The sequence below is a fragment of the Streptomyces sp. NPDC006487 genome, from assembly GCF_042870555.1.
In the GTDB taxonomy this organism is placed as follows: domain Bacteria; phylum Actinomycetota; class Actinomycetes; order Streptomycetales; family Streptomycetaceae; genus Streptomyces.
The window spans coordinates 360,412-378,198 of sequence record NZ_JBIAHN010000009.1 but is presented as its reverse complement, the minus strand read 5'-3'; the positions used below and the strand labels follow the sequence as shown (position 1 = coordinate 378,198).

Annotated in this window: 13 protein-coding genes and 1 tRNA gene; 7 read left to right on the top strand and 7 right to left on the bottom strand. The window is 74.2% G+C overall.

Annotated elements, in window-relative coordinates:
* Positions 1–39: 39 nt before the first annotated feature.
* On the bottom strand, positions 40–1,320 hold the full coding sequence (locus ACFYM0_RS18260; RefSeq protein WP_388502336.1) for an SAV2148 family HEPN domain-containing protein: 1,281 nt from the start codon (positions 1,318–1,320) through the stop codon (positions 40–42).
* A gap of 355 nt (positions 1,321–1,675) precedes the next feature.
* Between ACFYM0_RS18260 and glgX the strand changes: the two genes are divergently transcribed.
* Positions 1,676–3,790 (top strand): glycogen debranching protein GlgX, encoded by a 2,115-nt coding sequence (glgX, locus tag ACFYM0_RS18255; RefSeq protein ID WP_388502333.1) that lies wholly within the window; start codon positions 1,676–1,678, stop codon positions 3,788–3,790.
* Here glgX and ACFYM0_RS18250 read toward each other — a convergent pair.
* Positions 3,775–5,058 carry an MFS transporter gene (locus tag ACFYM0_RS18250; protein WP_388502330.1) on the bottom strand — a complete coding sequence of 428 codons (1,284 nt, stop codon included), beginning with the start codon at positions 5,056–5,058 and terminating at the stop codon, positions 3,775–3,777. The two genes, glgX and ACFYM0_RS18250, sit on opposite strands and share 16 nt — an antisense overlap.
* Positions 5,059–5,140: 82 nt before the next feature.
* Between ACFYM0_RS18250 and treY the strand changes: the two genes are divergently transcribed.
* Positions 5,141–7,474 (top strand): malto-oligosyltrehalose synthase, encoded by a 2,334-nt coding sequence (treY, locus tag ACFYM0_RS18245; protein ID WP_388502328.1) that lies wholly within the window; start codon positions 5,141–5,143, stop codon positions 7,472–7,474.
* Positions 7,475–7,738: 264 nt separating this feature from the next.
* On the top strand, positions 7,739–9,001 hold the full coding sequence (locus tag ACFYM0_RS18240) for a M14 family zinc carboxypeptidase (RefSeq protein ID WP_388502326.1): 1,263 nt from the start codon (positions 7,739–7,741) through the stop codon (positions 8,999–9,001).
* Positions 9,002–9,050: 49 nt separating this feature from the next.
* Here ACFYM0_RS18240 and ACFYM0_RS18235 read toward each other — a convergent pair whose 3' ends face one another.
* Together ACFYM0_RS18235 and ACFYM0_RS18230 are read right to left on the bottom strand one after the other, a co-directional pair.
* On the bottom strand, positions 9,051–9,521 hold the full coding sequence (locus ACFYM0_RS18235; RefSeq protein WP_388502324.1) for a GNAT family N-acetyltransferase: 471 nt from the start codon (positions 9,519–9,521) through the stop codon (positions 9,051–9,053).
* A gap of 128 nt (positions 9,522–9,649) precedes the next feature.
* On the bottom strand, positions 9,650–10,213 hold the full coding sequence (locus ACFYM0_RS18230) for an FHA domain-containing protein (protein ID WP_388502321.1): 564 nt from the start codon (positions 10,211–10,213) through the stop codon (positions 9,650–9,652).
* Between the two features lie 112 nt (positions 10,214–10,325).
* On the opposite strand from ACFYM0_RS18230, the gene treZ reads away from it, so the two are divergent.
* Both treZ and ACFYM0_RS18220 read left to right on the top strand, forming a co-directional pair.
* Complete coding sequence (gene treZ, locus ACFYM0_RS18225) at positions 10,326–12,164, top strand: malto-oligosyltrehalose trehalohydrolase (protein ID WP_388502318.1); 1,839 nt, start codon at positions 10,326–10,328, stop codon at positions 12,162–12,164.
* A 103-nt stretch (positions 12,165–12,267) separates the two neighbouring features.
* A complete protein-coding gene (locus ACFYM0_RS18220; RefSeq protein ID WP_388502316.1) occupies positions 12,268–13,035 on the top strand; it encodes a class I SAM-dependent methyltransferase in 768 nt (255 codons plus the stop codon).
* Between the two features lie 25 nt (positions 13,036–13,060).
* On the opposite strand, the gene ACFYM0_RS18215 is transcribed toward ACFYM0_RS18220, so the two are convergent.
* Both ACFYM0_RS18215 and ACFYM0_RS18210 read right to left on the bottom strand, forming a co-directional pair.
* Positions 13,061–14,182, bottom strand: a complete 1,122-nt coding sequence (locus ACFYM0_RS18215) for a M24 family metallopeptidase (protein WP_388502314.1) — start codon at positions 14,180–14,182, stop codon at positions 13,061–13,063.
* Positions 14,183–14,245: 63 nt separating this feature from the next.
* A complete protein-coding gene (locus tag ACFYM0_RS18210) occupies positions 14,246–15,403 on the bottom strand; it encodes a heparan-alpha-glucosaminide N-acetyltransferase domain-containing protein (RefSeq protein ID WP_388502311.1) in 1,158 nt (385 codons plus the stop codon).
* A gap of 215 nt (positions 15,404–15,618) precedes the next feature.
* Between ACFYM0_RS18210 and ACFYM0_RS18205 the strand changes: the two genes are divergently transcribed.
* Together ACFYM0_RS18205 and ACFYM0_RS18200 are read left to right on the top strand one after the other, a co-directional pair.
* Positions 15,619–15,691 (top strand) — tRNA-His (locus ACFYM0_RS18205).
* Between the two features lie 124 nt (positions 15,692–15,815).
* The gene (locus tag ACFYM0_RS18200; RefSeq protein ID WP_388502309.1) at positions 15,816–16,940 is read left to right on the top strand and encodes an alpha/beta hydrolase; all 1,125 of its coding nucleotides are present in this window, start codon (positions 15,816–15,818) and stop codon (positions 16,938–16,940) included.
* Positions 16,941–16,994: 54 nt separating this feature from the next.
* Here the strand turns inward: ACFYM0_RS18200 and ACFYM0_RS18195 are convergent, their stop codons facing one another.
* A complete protein-coding gene (locus tag ACFYM0_RS18195; RefSeq protein ID WP_388502306.1) occupies positions 16,995–17,750 on the bottom strand; it encodes an alpha/beta fold hydrolase in 756 nt (251 codons plus the stop codon).
* Between the last annotated feature and the right edge of the window lie 37 nt (positions 17,751–17,787).

Sequence of the window (17,787 nt, the reverse complement as noted above, 5' to 3'; positions counted from 1 at the left end):
CCCACTGACAGCCGGGGAGCCGGGGGCGGCCGCCCCCGCTCACGACACCGGGCGGGAGTCCTGCCAGATCGACTCGAATTCCTCCCGGTAGGTCGGGAACAGACCGTGCTCGTGACCGGGTCGCACCTGTGCGGCCCGGCTGCCGCCCCGCAGGACGAGGACCGGCGCTTCCATGCCCCGGGCCCGGCGCAGGTACGACTGGACCACCGCGATGCCCGAGGACTCGCCCTCCACCAGATACGCGGTGAAGCGCGGGGTCTCGTCGAAGACGTGGATCTCGAAGCGCGAGGGGTCGCGCAGGCCCGCCCGGACCCGCCGCACGTGCAGGATGTTCATCTCCACCGAGCGGCTCAGCTCGCCCTTGCGCAGGCCCAGCTCCCGCTCGCGCCGCTTGACCGCGCTGCTCGCCGGGTTCAGGAACAGCAGCCGCACCCGGCAGCCGGCCTCGGCGAGGCGTACGAGTCTTCGGCCCGAGAAGTTCTGGACCAGCAGGTTGAGCCCGATGCCGATGGCGTCGAGCCGCCGCGCACCGCCGAAGAGGTCTTCCGCCGGGAGCTGGCGCTGCAGTCGCACCCGGTCCGGGTGGACGGAGATGACGTCCGCGTACCGGTCGCCGACCAGGTCCTCGACGGCGTCGATGGGCAGCCGGTCCGCGGCCGGCGAGCCCGCGCCGCCGCCCAGTACCTCCAGCAGCCGCGCCGATGCCCGCTCGGCCTGTTCCAGGACCGCCCGCGACAGGGCCCGGTTGCGCGAGACGACGTTGCGGGTGACCTCCAGCTCGTCGAGCGCCTGCTCGATCTCGCGCCGGTCGTCGAAGTACGGCTCGAAGCAGGGCCAGTGCTGGACCATCAGCTCACGCAGCTGCGGCAGGGTGAGGAAGCTCAGCACGTTGTCGTCGGCGGAGTCCAGCAGGTAGCCCTTGCGGCGGCTGACCTCGCGTACGGCGACCGCGCGCTGCACCCATTCCTGGCCGGCGGGGCCCGCGGCCGCCACCACCCAGTCGTCCCCGCCGTGCACGGGCTCGTAGACCGGCCGGAGCACCGCCCCGACCACGGACCGCAGCCGCTGCTCGATCAGGTTCAGCCAGATGTACGCGCGCCCGGCGCGCTGGGCCCGGGTCCGGACCTCGCTCCAGGCGTCCGCGCCCCAGTCCAGCTCCGCGCCGGCTCCCGCCTGCGCCTTCCCGGTCCCACCGGCCTCCGGCGGGGCCAGCGACACGGCCCCGGCGGGGATTCCGCCGGCCGCACCGCCCGCGGCGTCCGCCGGGCCGCCCTCGTGACCGCTGTCACCAGGGGGCAGCTCCAGACCTCCCGAGCTCACCCGTGCACCGCCTCCTGCGTCTGGACGCCCGTCTCCAGTGATCACGGAAGGGTACTCCGCGCGTGCGGCCCCCTGCAGCCCGATGCGCGGCCCTGCGGCCGGGCGCGGGCTCACGGCCCTTACCCGGGCCGTCCGTTGGCCCATTATCCGCTCCGCGGACGATCCGATCTCCCCACAGTCCGATGTCCCCATGGTCCGGCAAGCCTCTTATCAGCTCTCCGGGTCACCCGGTAGGACCCTCCCAAGTCCCCGCGTGGAAGCCCTCTTTCGGGGAAGATCTGCCAGTGACGTGGTCCACGCCGGATCAGCCCTACACAGAGGGACACCAGAGGGACAGAGGGGAAGAGTCGTTTCTATGCAGGTCTGGCCGGGACAGGCGTATCCGCTCGGTGCCACGTATGACGGCGCCGGCACCAATTTCGCGGTCTATTCGGAGGCCGCCCGACGCATCGAGCTGTGCCTGCTGCACGACGACGGTTCGGAGACCGCGATCGAACTGCGCGAGACCGACGCGTTCGTCCGGCACGCCTACCTGCCGGGCATCATGCCCGGCCAGCGCTACGGATTCCGGGTGCACGGCCCCTACGAGCCCGAGCGCGGCAGGCGCTGCAACGCGGCGAAGCTGCTCCTGGACCCGTACGCGCGGGCCGTCGCGGGGAGCGTCGACTGGGGCGAGGAGGTGTACGGCTACCACTTCGGCCGGCCCGACTCCCGCAACGACCTGGACTCCGCACCCAAGAGCATGAGTTCGGTCGTGGTCAACCCGTACTTCGACTGGGCCAACGACCGGCCGCCGCGCCACGAGTACCACCACACCGTGCTCTACGAGGCCCACGTGAAGGGCCTGACCATGCGTCACCCGGACCTCCCCGAGGAGCTGCGCGGCACGTACGGGGCCCTCGCCCACCCGGCGGTCATCGGGCACCTGACCAAGCTGGGGGTGACGGCGCTGGAGCTGATGCCGGTCCACCAGTTCGTCAACGACCACCGGCTCGTCGACGACGGGCTCAGCAACTACTGGGGCTACAACACCATCGGCTTCTTCGCCCCGCACAACGGCTACGCCTCGGGCGACCGCGGCCAGCAGGTGCTGGAGTTCAAGTCGGCCGTCCGGGCCCTGCACGAGGCCGGCATCGAGGTGATCCTCGACGTGGTCTACAACCACACCGCCGAGGGCAACCACCTGGGCCCGACGCTGTCCTTCCGGGGCCTAGACAACGCCTCGTACTACCGGCTCGCGGACGATCCCCGGCACTACATGGACACCACCGGCACCGGCAACTCGCTGCTGATGCGCTCCCCGCACGTCCTCCAGCTGATCATGGACTCGCTGCGCTACTGGGTCACCGAGATGCACGTGGACGGCTTCCGCTTCGACCTGGCGGCCACGCTGGCCCGCCAGTTCCACGAGGTGGACCGGCTGTCCTCGTTCTTCGACCTGGTCCAGCAGGATCCGGTGGTCAGCCAGGTCAAGCTGATCGCGGAGCCGTGGGACCTGGGCGAGGGCGGCTACCAGGTGGGCAACTTCCCGCCGCTGTGGACCGAGTGGAACGGAAAGTACCGGGACACCGTACGGGACCTGTGGCGCGGGCAGCCGCGCACGCTCGCGGAGTTCGCGGGCCGGCTGACGGGCTCCTCCGACCTCTATCAGGACGACGGCCGGCGTCCGCTGGCCTCGATCAACTTCACCACCTGTCACGACGGTTTCACCCTGAACGACCTCGTCTCGTACAACGAGAAGCACAACGAGGCCAACCGCGAGGGCAATCGGGACGGCGAGACCCACAACCGCTCCTGGAACTGCGGGACGGAGGGCCCCACGGAGGATCCGGAGACGGTGGAGCTGCGCCAGCGCCAGATGCGCAACTTCATCGCCACGCTGATGCTTTCGCAGGGCGTGCCGATGATCAGCCACGGAGACGAGTTCGCCCGCACCCAGGGCGGCAACAACAACGCCTACTGCCAGGACAACGATCTGTCGTGGGTGAACTGGCCCGAGCCCGGCAAACCGGCGCCCGCGCTGCTGGAGTTCACCCGGAGGATGGTGTGGCTGCGGCGGGAGCACCCGGTGTTCCGGCGGCGCCGGTTCTTCCACGGCCGGCCGGTGGAGGGGACCCACGACGAGCTCTCGGACATCGCCTGGTTCACCCCGCACGGCGAGGAGATGCGGGCCCGCGACTGGCAGGCCCAGCACGCGCGGGCGCTGGCGGTGTTCCTGAACGGGGAGGCCATCTCGGAGCCCGGCACCCGCGGGGAGCGGATCACCGACGACTCCTTCCTGCTGATGTTCAACGCGGGCGCCGAAGCACAGGACTTCACGGTCCCGGCCGGGCACGGGGCGCAGTGGCGGCTGGTCGTGGACACGGCGCGGCCGGAGGTGCTGGCACCCGGTACCGGGCCGCAGTACGCGGCCGGGGACCGGGTGACACTGACAGGACGGTGTCTGGTGGTGCTTCAGCGCCCGGCGTAGGCGGCGCCTTCCAGGACGGCGTCCGGACGGGCGCCCCCGACGGAGACCACCGGAGCGTGCGCACGGGCCGTCGGCACCTTGGTGACCAGGGCCAGGACCAGGCACAGGGCGGCCGCGCCGACGGCCACCGCGAAGGCGGCGGAGGGCCCGTACCACTCGGCGAGCCGCCCGGAGACGGCGAGCGAGGCGGCCTGGCCGGCGACGAGCGAGCTGGCGGCGAAGGCCATCGACTCGGCGAGGCGGCTCGGCTCCACCGCCCGCTCGGTGAGCGCGAAGGCGGTGATCAGGTGCGGGGCGTAGGCGGCTCCGAGCACGGTGACGACCGCGTACAGCGGCCACAGGGTTTCCGTGAAGAGCAGCGGTACGGACAGCACGAGGGCGGCGGCCGTGGCCCACCGCCAGCGCAGCCGCAGCCCGAAGCGGGCGGGCAGCGCGCCGAGCGACAGTCCGACGGCGGCGCTGACGACGCCCATGGCCGCGTACACGATGCCTGCCTGGCCGGGGACGCCCAACTGTGCGGTGAGGGCGGCGATTCCGGCCTGACAGGCGCCGAACATGGCGCCCTGCAGGGCGAGTGAGCCCCGTACCGCGATGACCACGCGGGGCGGGCGGACCCGGGAGCGCTCCTTGTCCCGGCGGACTCCGGCGGGCACTCCGGCCGTGACGGCGGCGGTCGGGTGCAGCGCGTACAGGGTGCCGAAGACGGCGACGAGGGCTGCCGCGCCGCCCAGCGCGACGGCCGGGTGCAGCGCGAGGGTGGCCAGGCCCACGAGGGCGGGCCCGAAGACGAAGGAGACCTCGTCCAGGGTGCCTTCGAGGGAGTGGATGGCGCCCACGACGCTCTCGTCGGACTTGGCGCGGTGCGCCAGGGCCACGGAGCGGGTACGGGCGAGCGGTCCGATCAGCGGGACGGAGGCCCCGGTGACGAAGCCGATCGCGGCGAGCGGGACGGTGGCGAGGTCGGCGAGCGCCCCGGCCACCAGGGCGGCGGTCGCCACCGCGTTGACCGCGGCGGCCGTCAGGACGACGGAACGCTGTCCGTGACGGTCGGCGAGCCGGCCGAGGACCGGTCCGAAGACCACCTGGCCTGCGGAGAGGGTGCCGCCGACTATGCCCGCGGTGGCGAGGGAGCCACTGGTCTCGGCGACCAGGAGGACGCTGCCGAACTGCGACATCGCGACGGGCAGTCGGGCGAGGAAGGAAATGAGCGGGAGAAGGGGCCCGGTCAGGGCGATGACTCTTCGATAGGTGTTGACGGTTCCAAACACTTGAGCAACGTTAACCCGGCGCAGTCACCCGGATGCATTGGGTAATGGCACGGAATCCCGCATCCTGGGTACGTACGTTCTCATGAGCCTGCCCCCGCGTACCGGTCGCACCCGTCCCGAGTTCAACCGGCCGGAAACCGATGGACCACCGGCCGTCACACCGGCGTCGACCTACCGCCTCCAGCTGCGCCCCGAGTTCACCTTCGGCCACGCCCGGGCCGTCGTACCGTACCTCGCCTCGCTCGGTGCGTCGCACCTGCACCTGTCCCCCGTACTGGAGGCGGTGCCCGGTTCGGCCCACGGGTACGACGTCACCGACCACACCCGGGTCCGGGTGGAGCTGGGCGGGGAGGACGGGCTGCGGGCCCTGGCCGCCGAGGCCCGGGCGCACGGGCTCGCACTCGTGCTCGACATCGTGCCGAACCACATGGCGCTGCCGGCGCCGCTCGGCCTCAACCGGCCCTTGTGGGAGGTGGCCCGGGAGGGTCCCGGCTCGCCGTACGCGCGCTGGTTCGACATCGACTGGGAAGCGGGCGGGGGGCAGCTGCTGCTGCCCGTGCTCGCCGAGCCGCTGGATCCCGGCGAGGTCAAGGTCGACGGGCGGGGCGGGCGGGCCGTGCTGCGGATCGGGGAGCTGGAGTTCCCGGTCCGGGAGGGCACGGCCGGGCTGGAGACGGCGGCGCTGCTCGCCGCCCAGTGGTACCGGCCGGCGTGCTGGCGGGAGGCCCGCACCGGGCTCAACTACCGTCGCTTCTTCACCATTTCGGAGCTGATCGGGGTCCGTGTCGAGGATCCGGAGGTCTTCGCCGCCACCCACTCCAAGGTGCTGGAGCTGGTCCGCGACGGGGTCGCCGAGGGGCTGCGGATCGACCACGTGGACGGCCTGGCCGACCCCGGGGGCTACCTGCGGCGGCTGCGGGACGCCGTCGGCGGGGACTGCTGGGTGGTGGTCGAGAAGATCCTCGCCCGTGAGGAGAGGCTGGCTCCCGGCTGGCCGGTCGCCGGGACCACCGGGTACGACGCCCTGTACCGGGTGGACGGGGTACTGACCGACCCGGCCGGGTCCGCACGGCTCGACGCCCGGTTCCGCGAGGCGACCGGACAGCCCCACTGGGAGCGGACGGCCTCGGAGGGCGCCCGGGAGGTCCTGACCGGCGACCTGGCCGCCGAGCTGGCCACGCTGGAGAGGCTGGCAGGGCCGGGGCTTGCCGCTGCCGTCCGCGAGTTGCTCATCGCCTACCCCGTCTACCGGCCCTACCCCGGAGATCCGGAACTCGCGCCCGAGGCCCTGGAGCGTGCTGCCGCGGAGGCCGGCGCGGGCCCGGTGGCCGGCGTACGCGAACTGCTGCTGCGGGACCCGGCCTTCGCGGCCCGCTTCTCCCAGACCTCGGCGGCCCTGCGTGCCAAGTCCCTCGAGGACAGGGCGTTCTACCGGTACGCCCCGCTGCTGTCGGCCACGGAAGTGGGCGGGGATCCGGGGGCTCCGGCGGTCACGGTGGCGGAGTTCCACGCGTACTGCGCCGAGCAGGCCAGGCTGTGGCCCCGCTCCGGGACGGTGCTGACCACGCACGACACGAAGCGCAGCGCGGACGTCCGGGCCCGGATCTCGGTGCTCTCACAGGACCCGGAATCCGTACCGGCTCCGGCCGGTGCGGACCCCCAACTCGCCTGGGTGGCATGGCAGACGGCGTTCGGACTCGGGTCCGACGACTCCCCCGCGGTGCGCCGCGACCGCCTCCGAGAGGCCCTGCTGAAGGCCGTCCGCGAAGCCGCCCTGCACACCACGTGGACCGAGCAGGACCCCGCGTACGAGGCCACGGTCCCGGGGTACGTCCAGGCGGGCGCACCCGAGCCGTCCGGCCCCCTGGCGGCCGCGGCCCGCGCCAACCTGCTCGGCGCGGCGCTGCTGCACCTGGCCATGCCCGGCGTGCCGGAGGTCTACCAGGGAGCGGAGACGGAGTACCGGGCCCTGGTGGACCCGGACAACCGGCGGCCCGCCCGCTTCCCCCGGGAGGCCCTGGCCCGGCTGGACGCGGGGGCCGCACCGTCCGGGACGGCCGAGGAGAAGCTCGCCCTCACCGCCGCCCTGCTGAGGCTGCGCCGGAGCCGGCCCGGGCTGTTCGCCGGCTACGCGCCGCTGCTCGCCCGGGGCCCGGCGGCGGAGCACTGCGTGGCCTTCGCCCGCTCGGCCGGCCTGGTGGCGGTGGCCACCCGCCTGTCGCACCGGCTGGCCGGGGCGGGCGGCTGGCGCGACACCACCCTGCCCCTTCCGCCGGGACGCTGGCGGCGACTGCCGCTCCTCGGGGCGGGGGCCGCGGATGCGGCCTCGTACGAAGGCGACCTGCCGCTGGCGGAGCTCCTCGGCGATGCCGCCCCGGTGGCGGTCCTGCTCCGCGAGGACCCGGACCGGGGGTGAGACCCCCCGGGCCGCTGCCGCGGAACTGATCCCCGCCCCGCCCTTTCGCCGTTTCCCGGGGCTCGAACACCGGCGAGGCCGGACGTATTCAGCCCGTCCGGCGTTTGAGGGCCGGGTCCGGGCGGAGCCCGGGGAACGGTGGAAGGGCGGGTCGGGGACTTCGCCCCGCGCAGCGGCACACCGGGCCACAGCGACAGCGGCGCGGCACAGTGCGGACCGGGCGAACACGGCTAGGGCAGGCTCCCGGCGGGAATGGGATCACCTGTGACCCTCATCCGTGACATGTGCTACCCCACCCCTCACGAACTGGCCCTGGCCGCACGCGCCCTGGCCGATGAACACCCCGCCTCGGCCCGGCTCCGCCAGATCGGCGCGTCCCGCGCCGGGGAACCCCTGTGGCTGCTCTCCGTGGGCTCCACGACGGCAACGCAGACCGCTCCGAACGTGCTCGTCGTCGCCGGCGCCCACGCCAACGAGCCCGTCGGCGGGGCCACCGCCCTCGCGCTGGCCCGCCACCTGATCCGCGTACCCGCCGCCGGAACGGCGTGGCACTTCCTGCTCTGCGCCGACCCCGACGGCGCGGCCCTGCACCGCACGCCCCGCCCGTACTCCCTGCTCGACTACCACCGGAACTTCTTCCGGCCGCCCGGCCCCGAACAGCCCGAGTGGGCACCGTCTTTACTGCCCCCGGACCGCCTCCCGCCCGAGACCCTCGCCCTGACCCGGCTCATCGACGAGCTCCGGCCCGCCCTCCAGGTCTCCCTGCACGGCACCGATCTCGGCGGGTCCTGGGTGCAGCTGACCCGGGACATACCCGGTCTCGCGGAGCCCTTCGGCAAATCGGCCGCGGAGCTGCGCATCCCGGTGGAGACCAGCGCCTCCGACGCGGCCGGCTGGCCCTCGCCGGGCGCGGGGATCTTCGTGATGCCCGCCCCCGGGATCAGCCCGGACGGCCCCTTCCACCCCGAGGACACCCGGCTCAGCACCTGGTACCACGCCCACCGCCACGCCGGCACCACCGCGATCATCGAAGTCCCCATGTGGGCCTCGGACCTGGTCGACGATCCGGCCCCGCACCCCGATCCGCGCGCCGCCCTGCGCATCCTGGCCGGCCGGCTCACCGCCGACGCCGCGCGGGTGGCGGCCCTGCGGGAGGGCGCGGCCGACGGTACGGACCCGGCCGCCGCGGCCCTGCTGCGCGCGGTGGACTGGACGCTCGCGCTGATCCCCCGGATCGCCGCCGAGTGGACGGGCCCGGGAGCTCCCGCCGAGGCGACGGCGGCGTACATCGGGAGCATCGACGCCTTCGGACGGCGGCTCTCGCTGCGCGCCGCGGCGATGCTGCTGCGGGTGCTGCGCGCGCAGGGGCAGCCGGCGGCGCCGGCCGTGGACCGGCTCGTCACGGGGTGGTGCGAGGAATTCGCGGACCGCTTCCAGGCGCGCTGGGTCCCGGTGGCCACGCAGGTGGAGCACCAGTCCCGGGTCGTCCTGGCGGCGTACGACCGGCTCGTGGCGGCGGGCCGGTAGGCGGCGGCAGACGGGGCAGGAGGGGGGCGGAAGGGGCCGCCGCCCCGGGTCACTCCACCGGCAGGGCGTACCGGAGCTTCGGCTTGCCGGTGGCCCCGAGCCGGTCGTAGAAGCGGATCGCGCCCTCGTTCCAGTCGGGCGTCTGCCACTCGACGTGGCCGAGGCCCAGCTCGCGGGCGAGTGCGGCCACCCCGTCCATCAGGGCGGCGCCGAGGCCGTGTCCGCGGGCCTCCTCGGCCAGGTACAGGCAGTCCATGTGGAGGTAGTGGCGGGCCTCCCAGAAGGAGAACTCGGCCGAGCAGGCGGCGTACCCGGCGATCTCGCCCCGCGGGGTCTCGGCCAGCAGCACCCACAGCCGGGCCCCGTCGGCGAACAGCTGCGCGCCGAGCCGCTCGGCGAGACCGGCCGCACGAGGCTCGGACCTCTCGTAGACCATGTGCTCGCGCATGAGCTCGACCAGACGGGGCAGGTCCTCGGGGCGCGCGGGCCGTACGACGGGGGCGGCAGACATGTGTTCCATGGGTGACATCCTCCGCGCGGCCCGCACCCACCTGGCAACCGGGTCCCGGGGGCCGGCCCCTGACTGCTCCCCGACGCGTCCCGCGCGCCCGCACGACCGGGCGCCCGCAGGACCGCCCGCCCGGATGCTCAGCCGCCCGACAGCCTGAAGGTCATCCGGCCGAAGCCGATCTGGTCCCCGTCCCGGACCATCGCCGAGCCCGTGACCCGGCGCCCGTTCACCGTGGTCCCGTTCGTCGAGCCGAGGTCGCGCACCACCCAGACCCCGTCCCTGATGCCCAGTTCCGCGTGGGCCCGCGAGACCGTCTCGTGGCTCAGGCGCAGCCCGTTGCCCGGGTCGCGGCCGATCCGCAGCGGTCCGGCGCTCGGGTGCGGGAGGAGCAGCGTGGGCAGCTTCTCCGCGGCCCAGGCCCGCCGTACGCCCACGGACACCGCCGAGACCCGCCCCACCCAGCCGAACAGCCGGCTGGTCCACGGCCCCTCCCTGCCCTCCCGGCCCTCCAAGTCCGCGGTGAGCACGGCGAGGTCCTCGGAGCGGCGGGCGACAAGGGCGAGCTCCATGCGGCGCAGGAAGGTGTCGTGCGACAGCTTGCCGACGGCGGCGCCCTCCCTGAGCTGGCCCAGCGCGCGGTCGCGCTCGGCATCGGAGAGCCGCGGGGCGGGGAAGGCGGAGAACTCGAAACTCGACGTCACCAGGTGATTGTCGGCCTGTCGGGGGCAGAGTGTCCAGAACTCCCGCGACCGGCCGGGGATGATGGCCCGGACACGCAGGTTGGGGTAGCGCCGCCAGACGAGGGGACCGTCCGTGCAGTTCGAGGTGTGGGCACCGCTGACAGACCGGGTCGCGCTGCGGCTCGACGGGGCCGCGTACGCGATGGAGCGCGATCCGGAACGCCCCGGCTGGTGGGTCGCCGAAGCCGGGGCGCGGGACGGTTCCCACTACGGGTTCCAGCTGGGCGGCGCCCCGCCGGCTCTCGTTCCCGGGGACGACCCGCGCGACCCGGTGCACCCCGGGCACCACGTGGAGCACCCGGACCACACCCGACTCGGACCCCCCGTACGGCCCGATCCGCGCGGACGGCGCCTGCCGGAAGGCCCCGACGGGCTCTCGGCCGTGGTCGACTTCACCGCCCTCCTGCCCGGCGAGCCGGCGCCCTCCCCCCGGGTGCCGCTGCAGGACGCGGTCCTGTACGAGCTGCACATCGGCACCTTCACCCCCGAGGGCACCTTCGACGCGGCCGCCGCCCGCCTGGGCCACCTCACCGCCCTCGGCATCACCCACATCGAGCTGATGCCGGTGTGCTCCTTCCCCGGGCGGCACGGCTGGGGGTACGACGGGGTCGCGCCCTGGGCGGTGCACGAGCCGTACGGGGGCCCGGCCGGGCTGGTCCGGTTCGTGGAGGCCGCGCACACCGCCGGGCTCGGCGTGGTGCTCGACGTGGTCCACAACCACCTCGGCCCCTCCGGCAACCACCTCCCCGTCTTCGGCCCGTACTTCACCGAGACCCACCACACCCCCTGGGGCGCGGCGGTGAACCTGGACGCGCCCGGCTCCGACGAGGTGCGCGCCTACCTGCTGGGCAGCGCGCTGGCCTGGCTGCGCGACTACCGGATCGACGGGCTGCGGCTCGACGCGGTGCACGCGCTCGCCGACGACCGGGCGCTGACCTTCCTGGAGGAGCTGTCCGCGGCGGTGGACGAGCTGGCCGCCGAGACCGGCCGGCCGCTGTTCCTGATCGCGGAGTCGGACCGCTGCGATCCCCGCACCACGAACCCGCGCGCCGCCGGGGGCCTGGGCCTGCACGCACAGTGGAACGACGACTTCCACCACGCCCTGCACTGCGCGCTGACCGGCGAGTCCCAGGCGTACTACGCGGACTTCGCCGAGGCTCCGCTCGGGGCGCTGGCCAAGACCATGACCCGGGCCTTCTTCCACGACGGGACCTGGTCCTCCTTCCGGGGCCGCCACCACGGCCGCGCGGTGGACCGCGGCCGCACCCCGGCGCACCGCTTCCTCGGCTACGCCCAGACCCACGATCAGATCGGCAACCGCGCGCTGGGCGACCGGCTCTCGGCCTCCCTGTCCCCCGGGCTGCTGGCGTGCGCGGCGACGGTGGCGCTGACCGGGCCGTTCGTGCCGATGCTGTTCATGGGCGAGGAGTGGGGCGCCGGCACGCCGTGGCAGTACTTCACCGACCATCCCGACGAGGAGCTCGCCGAGGCCGTACGGGCGGGCCGGCGGCGGGAGTTCGCGGAGCACGGCTGGAAGGCGGAGGAGATCCCCGACCCCCAGGACCCGGCCACCCGGGACCGCTCCTGCCTCGACTGGGCCGAGCCGGGCCGGGAGGCCCACGCCCGTCTGCTCGACTGGTACCGCACCCTGATCGCGCTCCGCCGGACCCACTCCGACCTGCGGGATCCCGATCTGGCGGCGCTGCGGATCGCCCATGACGAGGAGCGCCGCTGGCTGACGTTCCGCCGGGGTGACGTCCGCGTGGTGGTGAACCTCTCCGGGGAGCCCGTCACCATCGCGCTCGGCCGCAACGGGGTACGGGTGCTGGCCGCCTGGCTGCCCGTCGAGCATCCGGACGCCGACGGGCGGGTCCACGTACCGGCCGAGTCGGCGGTGGTGCTGGGCCCATAGCCCCCGGGCCGCGGGCCTCCGGGCCTCCGGACCCCTCCCCTGGGCCGCTGGGACCCGGAAACCCGGTCGCGGAGGCCCGGGGCCGTCTGGTGGGATCTGTGCCATGAAGATCGGATCGCCCGCCGACGGCGGGCACAGCGCGAAGTACGACGTCATCGGGGTGGGTTACCGGGAGGTCCGGCGGCCCGATCCCCGGCTGGCCGCACTGATCGCGGGCGCCCTGGGGGACGCCCTGACGGTCGTCAACGTCGGGGCGGGCGCCGGTTCGTACGAACCGGAGGACCGCGAGGTGACCGCCGTGGACCCGTCCCGGGTCATGCTCGACCAGCACCCGGGGACCCGCAAGATCAAGGCGGGGGCCGAGGAACTTCCCTTCGAGGACGGGGCGTTCGACGCCGCGATGGCCGTGATGACGGTCCATCACTGGCCGGACCCCGCGCGCGGGCTGGCCGAACTGCGGCGGGTTTCGCGGCGCCAGGCCGTCTTCACCTGGGACCCGGCCCACCGGCCCGAGCTGTGGCTCTTCGAGGAGTACCTGCCGGAGGTCGGGGAGCTGGACCGCTCCGCCTTCACCCCGCTGTCCGTGGTGACCGGGGCCCTGGACGCGCACACCGTGATCCCCTTCCCCGTCCCGCACGATTTCACCGACGGCTTCCGGGCCGCCTTCTGGCGCCGGCCCGAGTCCTACCTCGACCCGGTCGTTGGGGCGGCCTGCTCCACCCTCGCGCGCCTGCCCGCCTCCGTCGTGGACCCGGCGCTCGCCCGGCGGCGCGTGGACCTGGGGGCGGGGGGGGGGCGGCCCCCCCCCGCCGACCTGCTGGAGCGGGAGAGCATCGACTACGGCTACCGCCTGGTCCTCGCCGGGGCCTGATCCGGCGAGGACCGGGCGCCGCCACCTACTCCACGATGGCCAGCTCACGGGAGGCGTTGTTGAAGCTGCGGCAGCCGTTCTCGGTGACCGTGATGATGTCCTCGATGCGGACCCCGAAGCGCCCCGGGAGGTAGATCCCCGGCTCCACGGAGAAGCACATGCCGGGGACGAGGGGCTGCTCCTCACCTTCCACCATGTACGGCGGCTCGTGCGTGGTGACTCCGATGCCGTGGCCCGTGCGGTGGATGAACTGCTCGCCGTAGCCGAACTCCGTGATCACCGCGCGGGCCGCCCGGTCCACGTCCTGGCAGGCCGCCCCCGGCCGGGCCGCCGCCACTCCCGCCAACTGGGCCTCGCGGACGATGTCGTGGACGCGCTGCTCCTCCTCCGTGGGCTCGCCGACGTGGACGGTACGGGAGATGTCGGAGCCGTAACCGTGCTTGAGGCCGCCGAAGTCGAGGACCACCATGTCCCCGTGCTCGATGACCCGGTCACCTGCTTCGTGGTGCGGGTTGGCGCCGTTCGGGCCGGAGCCGACGACGGTGAAGTCCACCTGGGAGTGGCCGTGCACGCGCAGCAGCGCGGCCAGATCGGCGGCGACGTCGCTCTCCCGGCGTCCGGCGAAGGGGACATGGATGATCTGGGCGTACGCGGCGTCCGCCGCCTCGCCGGCCGCGGCGAGCCGGGCCAGCTCGCGCTCGTCCTTGACCGCGCGCAGCATCGGCAGCGCATCGGTCAGCGAGACGTACGAGGTCGCTGGCAACTCCCGCTGCAGCCCCAGCAGATGCAGCGCCCAGGCGTTGTCGCTGACCCCGAAGCGGCCGGCCACGTCCAGTAGCGGGGAGGTCACGGCGTACGGGTTCTTCCCGTCGGCCCAGTCCCGCAGGGTCAGCGCGCCCGCGCCGGGGGACTTCGCCGCGTCGGGGGCTTCCAGCGCGGGGACGACGAGGACGGGGTCCTGCCCGGCGGCGAGGACGAGCAGGGTCATCCGCTCGGTGTCGACGGGCCGGTACCCGGTGAGGTGGGCCAGGTCGGGCCCGGGGGCGACCAGCAGGCCGGCCAGCCCCGCGTCGGCGGCTGCCTGCGCGGCGGTGGCCATCCGGGCGGCGTAGTCGGCGGCCGTGAAGGGATCGGAGTCATGGTCCATGACTCCGATCCTCCCGCGCCCCGCCCCCGGACGGCAGGGGGCCGCGCCGATCACCCGGCCCCGTCACACCGGGGTCACCGCCCGCAGCGCCCACTCCAGCGGCCCCCGCCTCAGCTCCGTGCCGCGCAGGAAATGGCCCCAGGCCAGGCATGCGATCACCGCGACCCCGGAGAACGCGGCCAGCACGCCCCACCCGCTCCAGCCCCGCAGGAACACCGCCAGCGCGAGCGCGTGCGCCACGTACACCGTCAGGGCCATCGCCCCGACGGCGGCGAGCGGCCGCAGCAGCCGCGTCGCCACCCGGCCCGCGCCGTGCGCGGCCAGGGCGAGCAGGCCTATGAGGGCCGCCCCGACCCCGGAGTTGCCGAGGGTCTCCAGCGGGGTCTGGCTGTAGGGGCCGGCCACCAGCAGCCAGTCCCAGGAGGTGCTGGGGACGGCCCCGAACTGCCCGCCCAGCACCGCCGCGACCGGGTCGGGCTCCGCCGCGGCCCAGGGGTGCTCCCGCGCGATGGCCTCCAGCAGCGGCCCGCGCCGGCCCCCGGGTCCCAGCGCGAGCCAGGAAATGCCGTAGCCGGCGACGGCGGCCGCCGCCCCGAAGCCGGTCAGCAGCCGCAGCGACCGCCCGCTCCGCAGGTCGGCGAGGCGGCCGAGGGCCATGCCGGCCAGGATGTACGGGAAGTAGGTGAGCAGCGGGTAGGCGCCCGAGAGCAGGAGCTCCCGCAGCATCCCCCCGGCCCCGGCCCAGCTCGCCAGGTCGGCGGGGACCGGCGTGGCCCCGCGCCCGCCGGTGCGCAGCCCGAGGGCCGGGCCCAGGAGGTACGAGAGGACCGGGCCCAGCACCACCGAGGCTCCGGCGATGGCGGCCAGGGTGCGGGTGCGCAGCCGGGTGAAGGGTTCGGCGGCCAGGAAGTAGACGGCGTAGAAGGCCAGGATCACGAGGATGCCGGGCGAGAGCGCGGCGAGGCACAGGCCGAGCGCGGCGAGGATCGCGCAGCGGGTCAGGGTGGCCCGCAGGGGCGGCGGTCCGGCGGACCGGGCGCGGGCGAGCGCGAGGGAGAACCCGGCGATGAGCGTGAAGACGGCGGGCGCCCGGCCGTCGGCGGCGACGAGCAGCCAGCCGGGGCCCTCGGGCGTGGGCGGCGGGCCGACGTGTACGGCGAACATGCCGAGGACGGCGATGCCGCGGGCGGCGTCCAGGCCGGTGAGTCGGTTTGATCCCATAACGGTAGTGATGACGATCCGGAGCGCGGGGTTGCCTGCGCCCTCACCCGGAGCCGGTCTCCGCGTCGCCGGGGCCTCCGGGTCGCCGCATCGCCGCATCGCCGGGTCGCCGGGTCGCCGGGTCGCCGGGTCGCCGGAAAAGGCGTCGCGGGAGCACCCCGCTGATCAGCTATGCTGTGCTTGCACGTCGAACGGGTGGTCCGCCGTCCTTCGTGGTGGGTGTAGCTCAGTTGGTAGAGCACCTGGTTGTGGTCCAGGTGGCCGCGGGTTCAAGTCCCGTCACTCACCCTGTTGATCCCGTGGGGGTTACGAGTTCTTCTCGTAACCCCCACGGGTTTTTTCGTTCCCCTGCGGGAGCGGCGCGTCACGACCGGCCGGGTCCGCCCGTCCGAGTCCTGGCAGGATCAACCGCATGAAATGGGACATCGGGGGCACCCCGGCTCTGTTCCTCGCCGTCCTCGTGGCGGCCGCGGTGTTCGGGGCCACCGTGTGGCTGTGGCCCCGGCTCGCGGAGTCCGGGGTGCTACCGCTGCTGGGGCGGGCCGGGCTCCAGCTCGCGATCGCCCTGACCGCCGGGTCGGCACTGCTGCTCGCGGTGAACTCCTCGTACGGCTTCTACGGCTCCTGGCGCGACCTGCTGTCCCTGCGCCGCGAGGACGCCGTACCGGCGGGCGGGCAGCCCCCGGGGCGGGAGGCGCTGCTGGTTCGGGGCACCCACTCCTGGCGGCACGCGGGCTCGGACGACCCGGCGGTGATCGGCCGGATCGAGGTGGTGACGGTGCGCGGCGCGCGCAGCGGGCTGTCGGGGCAGGGGTACGTCTACCTGCCGCCGCAGTACGTGCACGCGTCGGCCGGGCGGCGGGCGGAGTTCCCGGTGGTGCTGGCGCTGAGCGGGTTCCCGAGCACGCCGGGGGTGCTGATCGACCGGCTGCGGTATCCGCAGCTGGCACTGGAGGCGGTACGGGCGGGGCGGATGCGGCCGGCGGTGCTGATCCTGATGACGCCGACGGTGGCCCCGCCCAGGGACACCCAGTGCGTGGACGTGCCGGGCGGTCCGCGGGCGGAGACCTTCTTCGCCGGGGACCTGCGGGCGGCGGTCTCCTCGCACTACGGCCTCACCGGCGATGCCCGGGGGTGGGGCGTGATGGGCAATTCGGTGGGCGGCTACTGCGCGCTGAAGCTGGCCCTGCGCACGCCGGACGCCTACCGGGCGGCGGCCGCGCTGTCGGCCCCGTACGCGGCGGCACGGGACGCGGACACCGGTGACCTGTTCGGCGGCGACGCCGGCCGCCGGCAGGAGAACGACCTGCTGTGGCGGTTGCGGAACCTGCCGCAGCCGCCGGTGTCCCTGCTGGTGGCGAGCAGCCGCGAGGGCGAGCACCAGTACCCGGCGACGCTGGAGTTCATCGACGCGGTACGGGCGCCCGCGCGGGTCTCCTCGATCCTCCTCGGGAGCGGCGGGCACAACTACGAGACGTGGGCGCGCGAGGTCCCGTCGGCGCTGGAGTGGCTGGTGAGACGCCTGAGCCCGCACTGACGCGCGCCGGACGCGGCTCGCCCCCCTACCCCCTACCCCCACCCGCCCTCTCCGCTACCCGCGGAGGAAGGCCTCCACCTCGGTGGCGAAGGCCACCGGGGTCTCGTGCGGCGGGTAGTGGCCGGCTCCGGGCAGGGGCTGGATGCGGCAGTTGGGGTACGAGACCTGCCAGGTGCCCCGCATGAAGTCGACCGTGAGCGCGAGGTCGTACTCGCCCACGAGGACCAGCACCGGGACGGTGCTGCCCTTCACGGCGGCGGACAGATCGAGCGGCTGCCAGCTCGCGAGGTACGCGGCGAAGGCCTCCGGCAGGGAGACGTCGAGGGAGTGCGCGACCATCCGCTCCAGCCAGTACGGGCTCGCGCGGCGGCCGGTGACGATGTCGAGGATGGCACGGCGGTTCTCCGGGTCGGCGGCGGCCCCGTAGAAGAGGTCGTGGGTGGCGTCGTCCATCTCGTACGTGCCGGCGGGGACCGGGTTGACGCCGATCAGCTTCTCGACCCGCTCCGGGGCGCGCACGAGGACCTGCTGCATGGCCTTGCCGCCCATGGAGTGGCCGAGGAGGGAGAAGGTGTCCCAGCCGAGCTCGTCGGCGAGCGCGAGGACGTCGTCGGCGATCTCGGGGAGCGTGTACCGGCCGGGGACGTCCCTGCGGTCGCCGTAGCCGCGGTAGTCGAGGAAGGCGTACGAGAACTCCCGCGGGTCCAGGTGGTCCAGTACGGAGCCCCAGTGGGCGGACGTGCCGAACCAGTCGTGCAGCACGATGACGCGGACGGGGCCGGTGCCGGTCCTGCGGTGGGCGATGGCCATGCGTTCTCCCTCGGTGACGGGGCGGAAAGAATTGCCG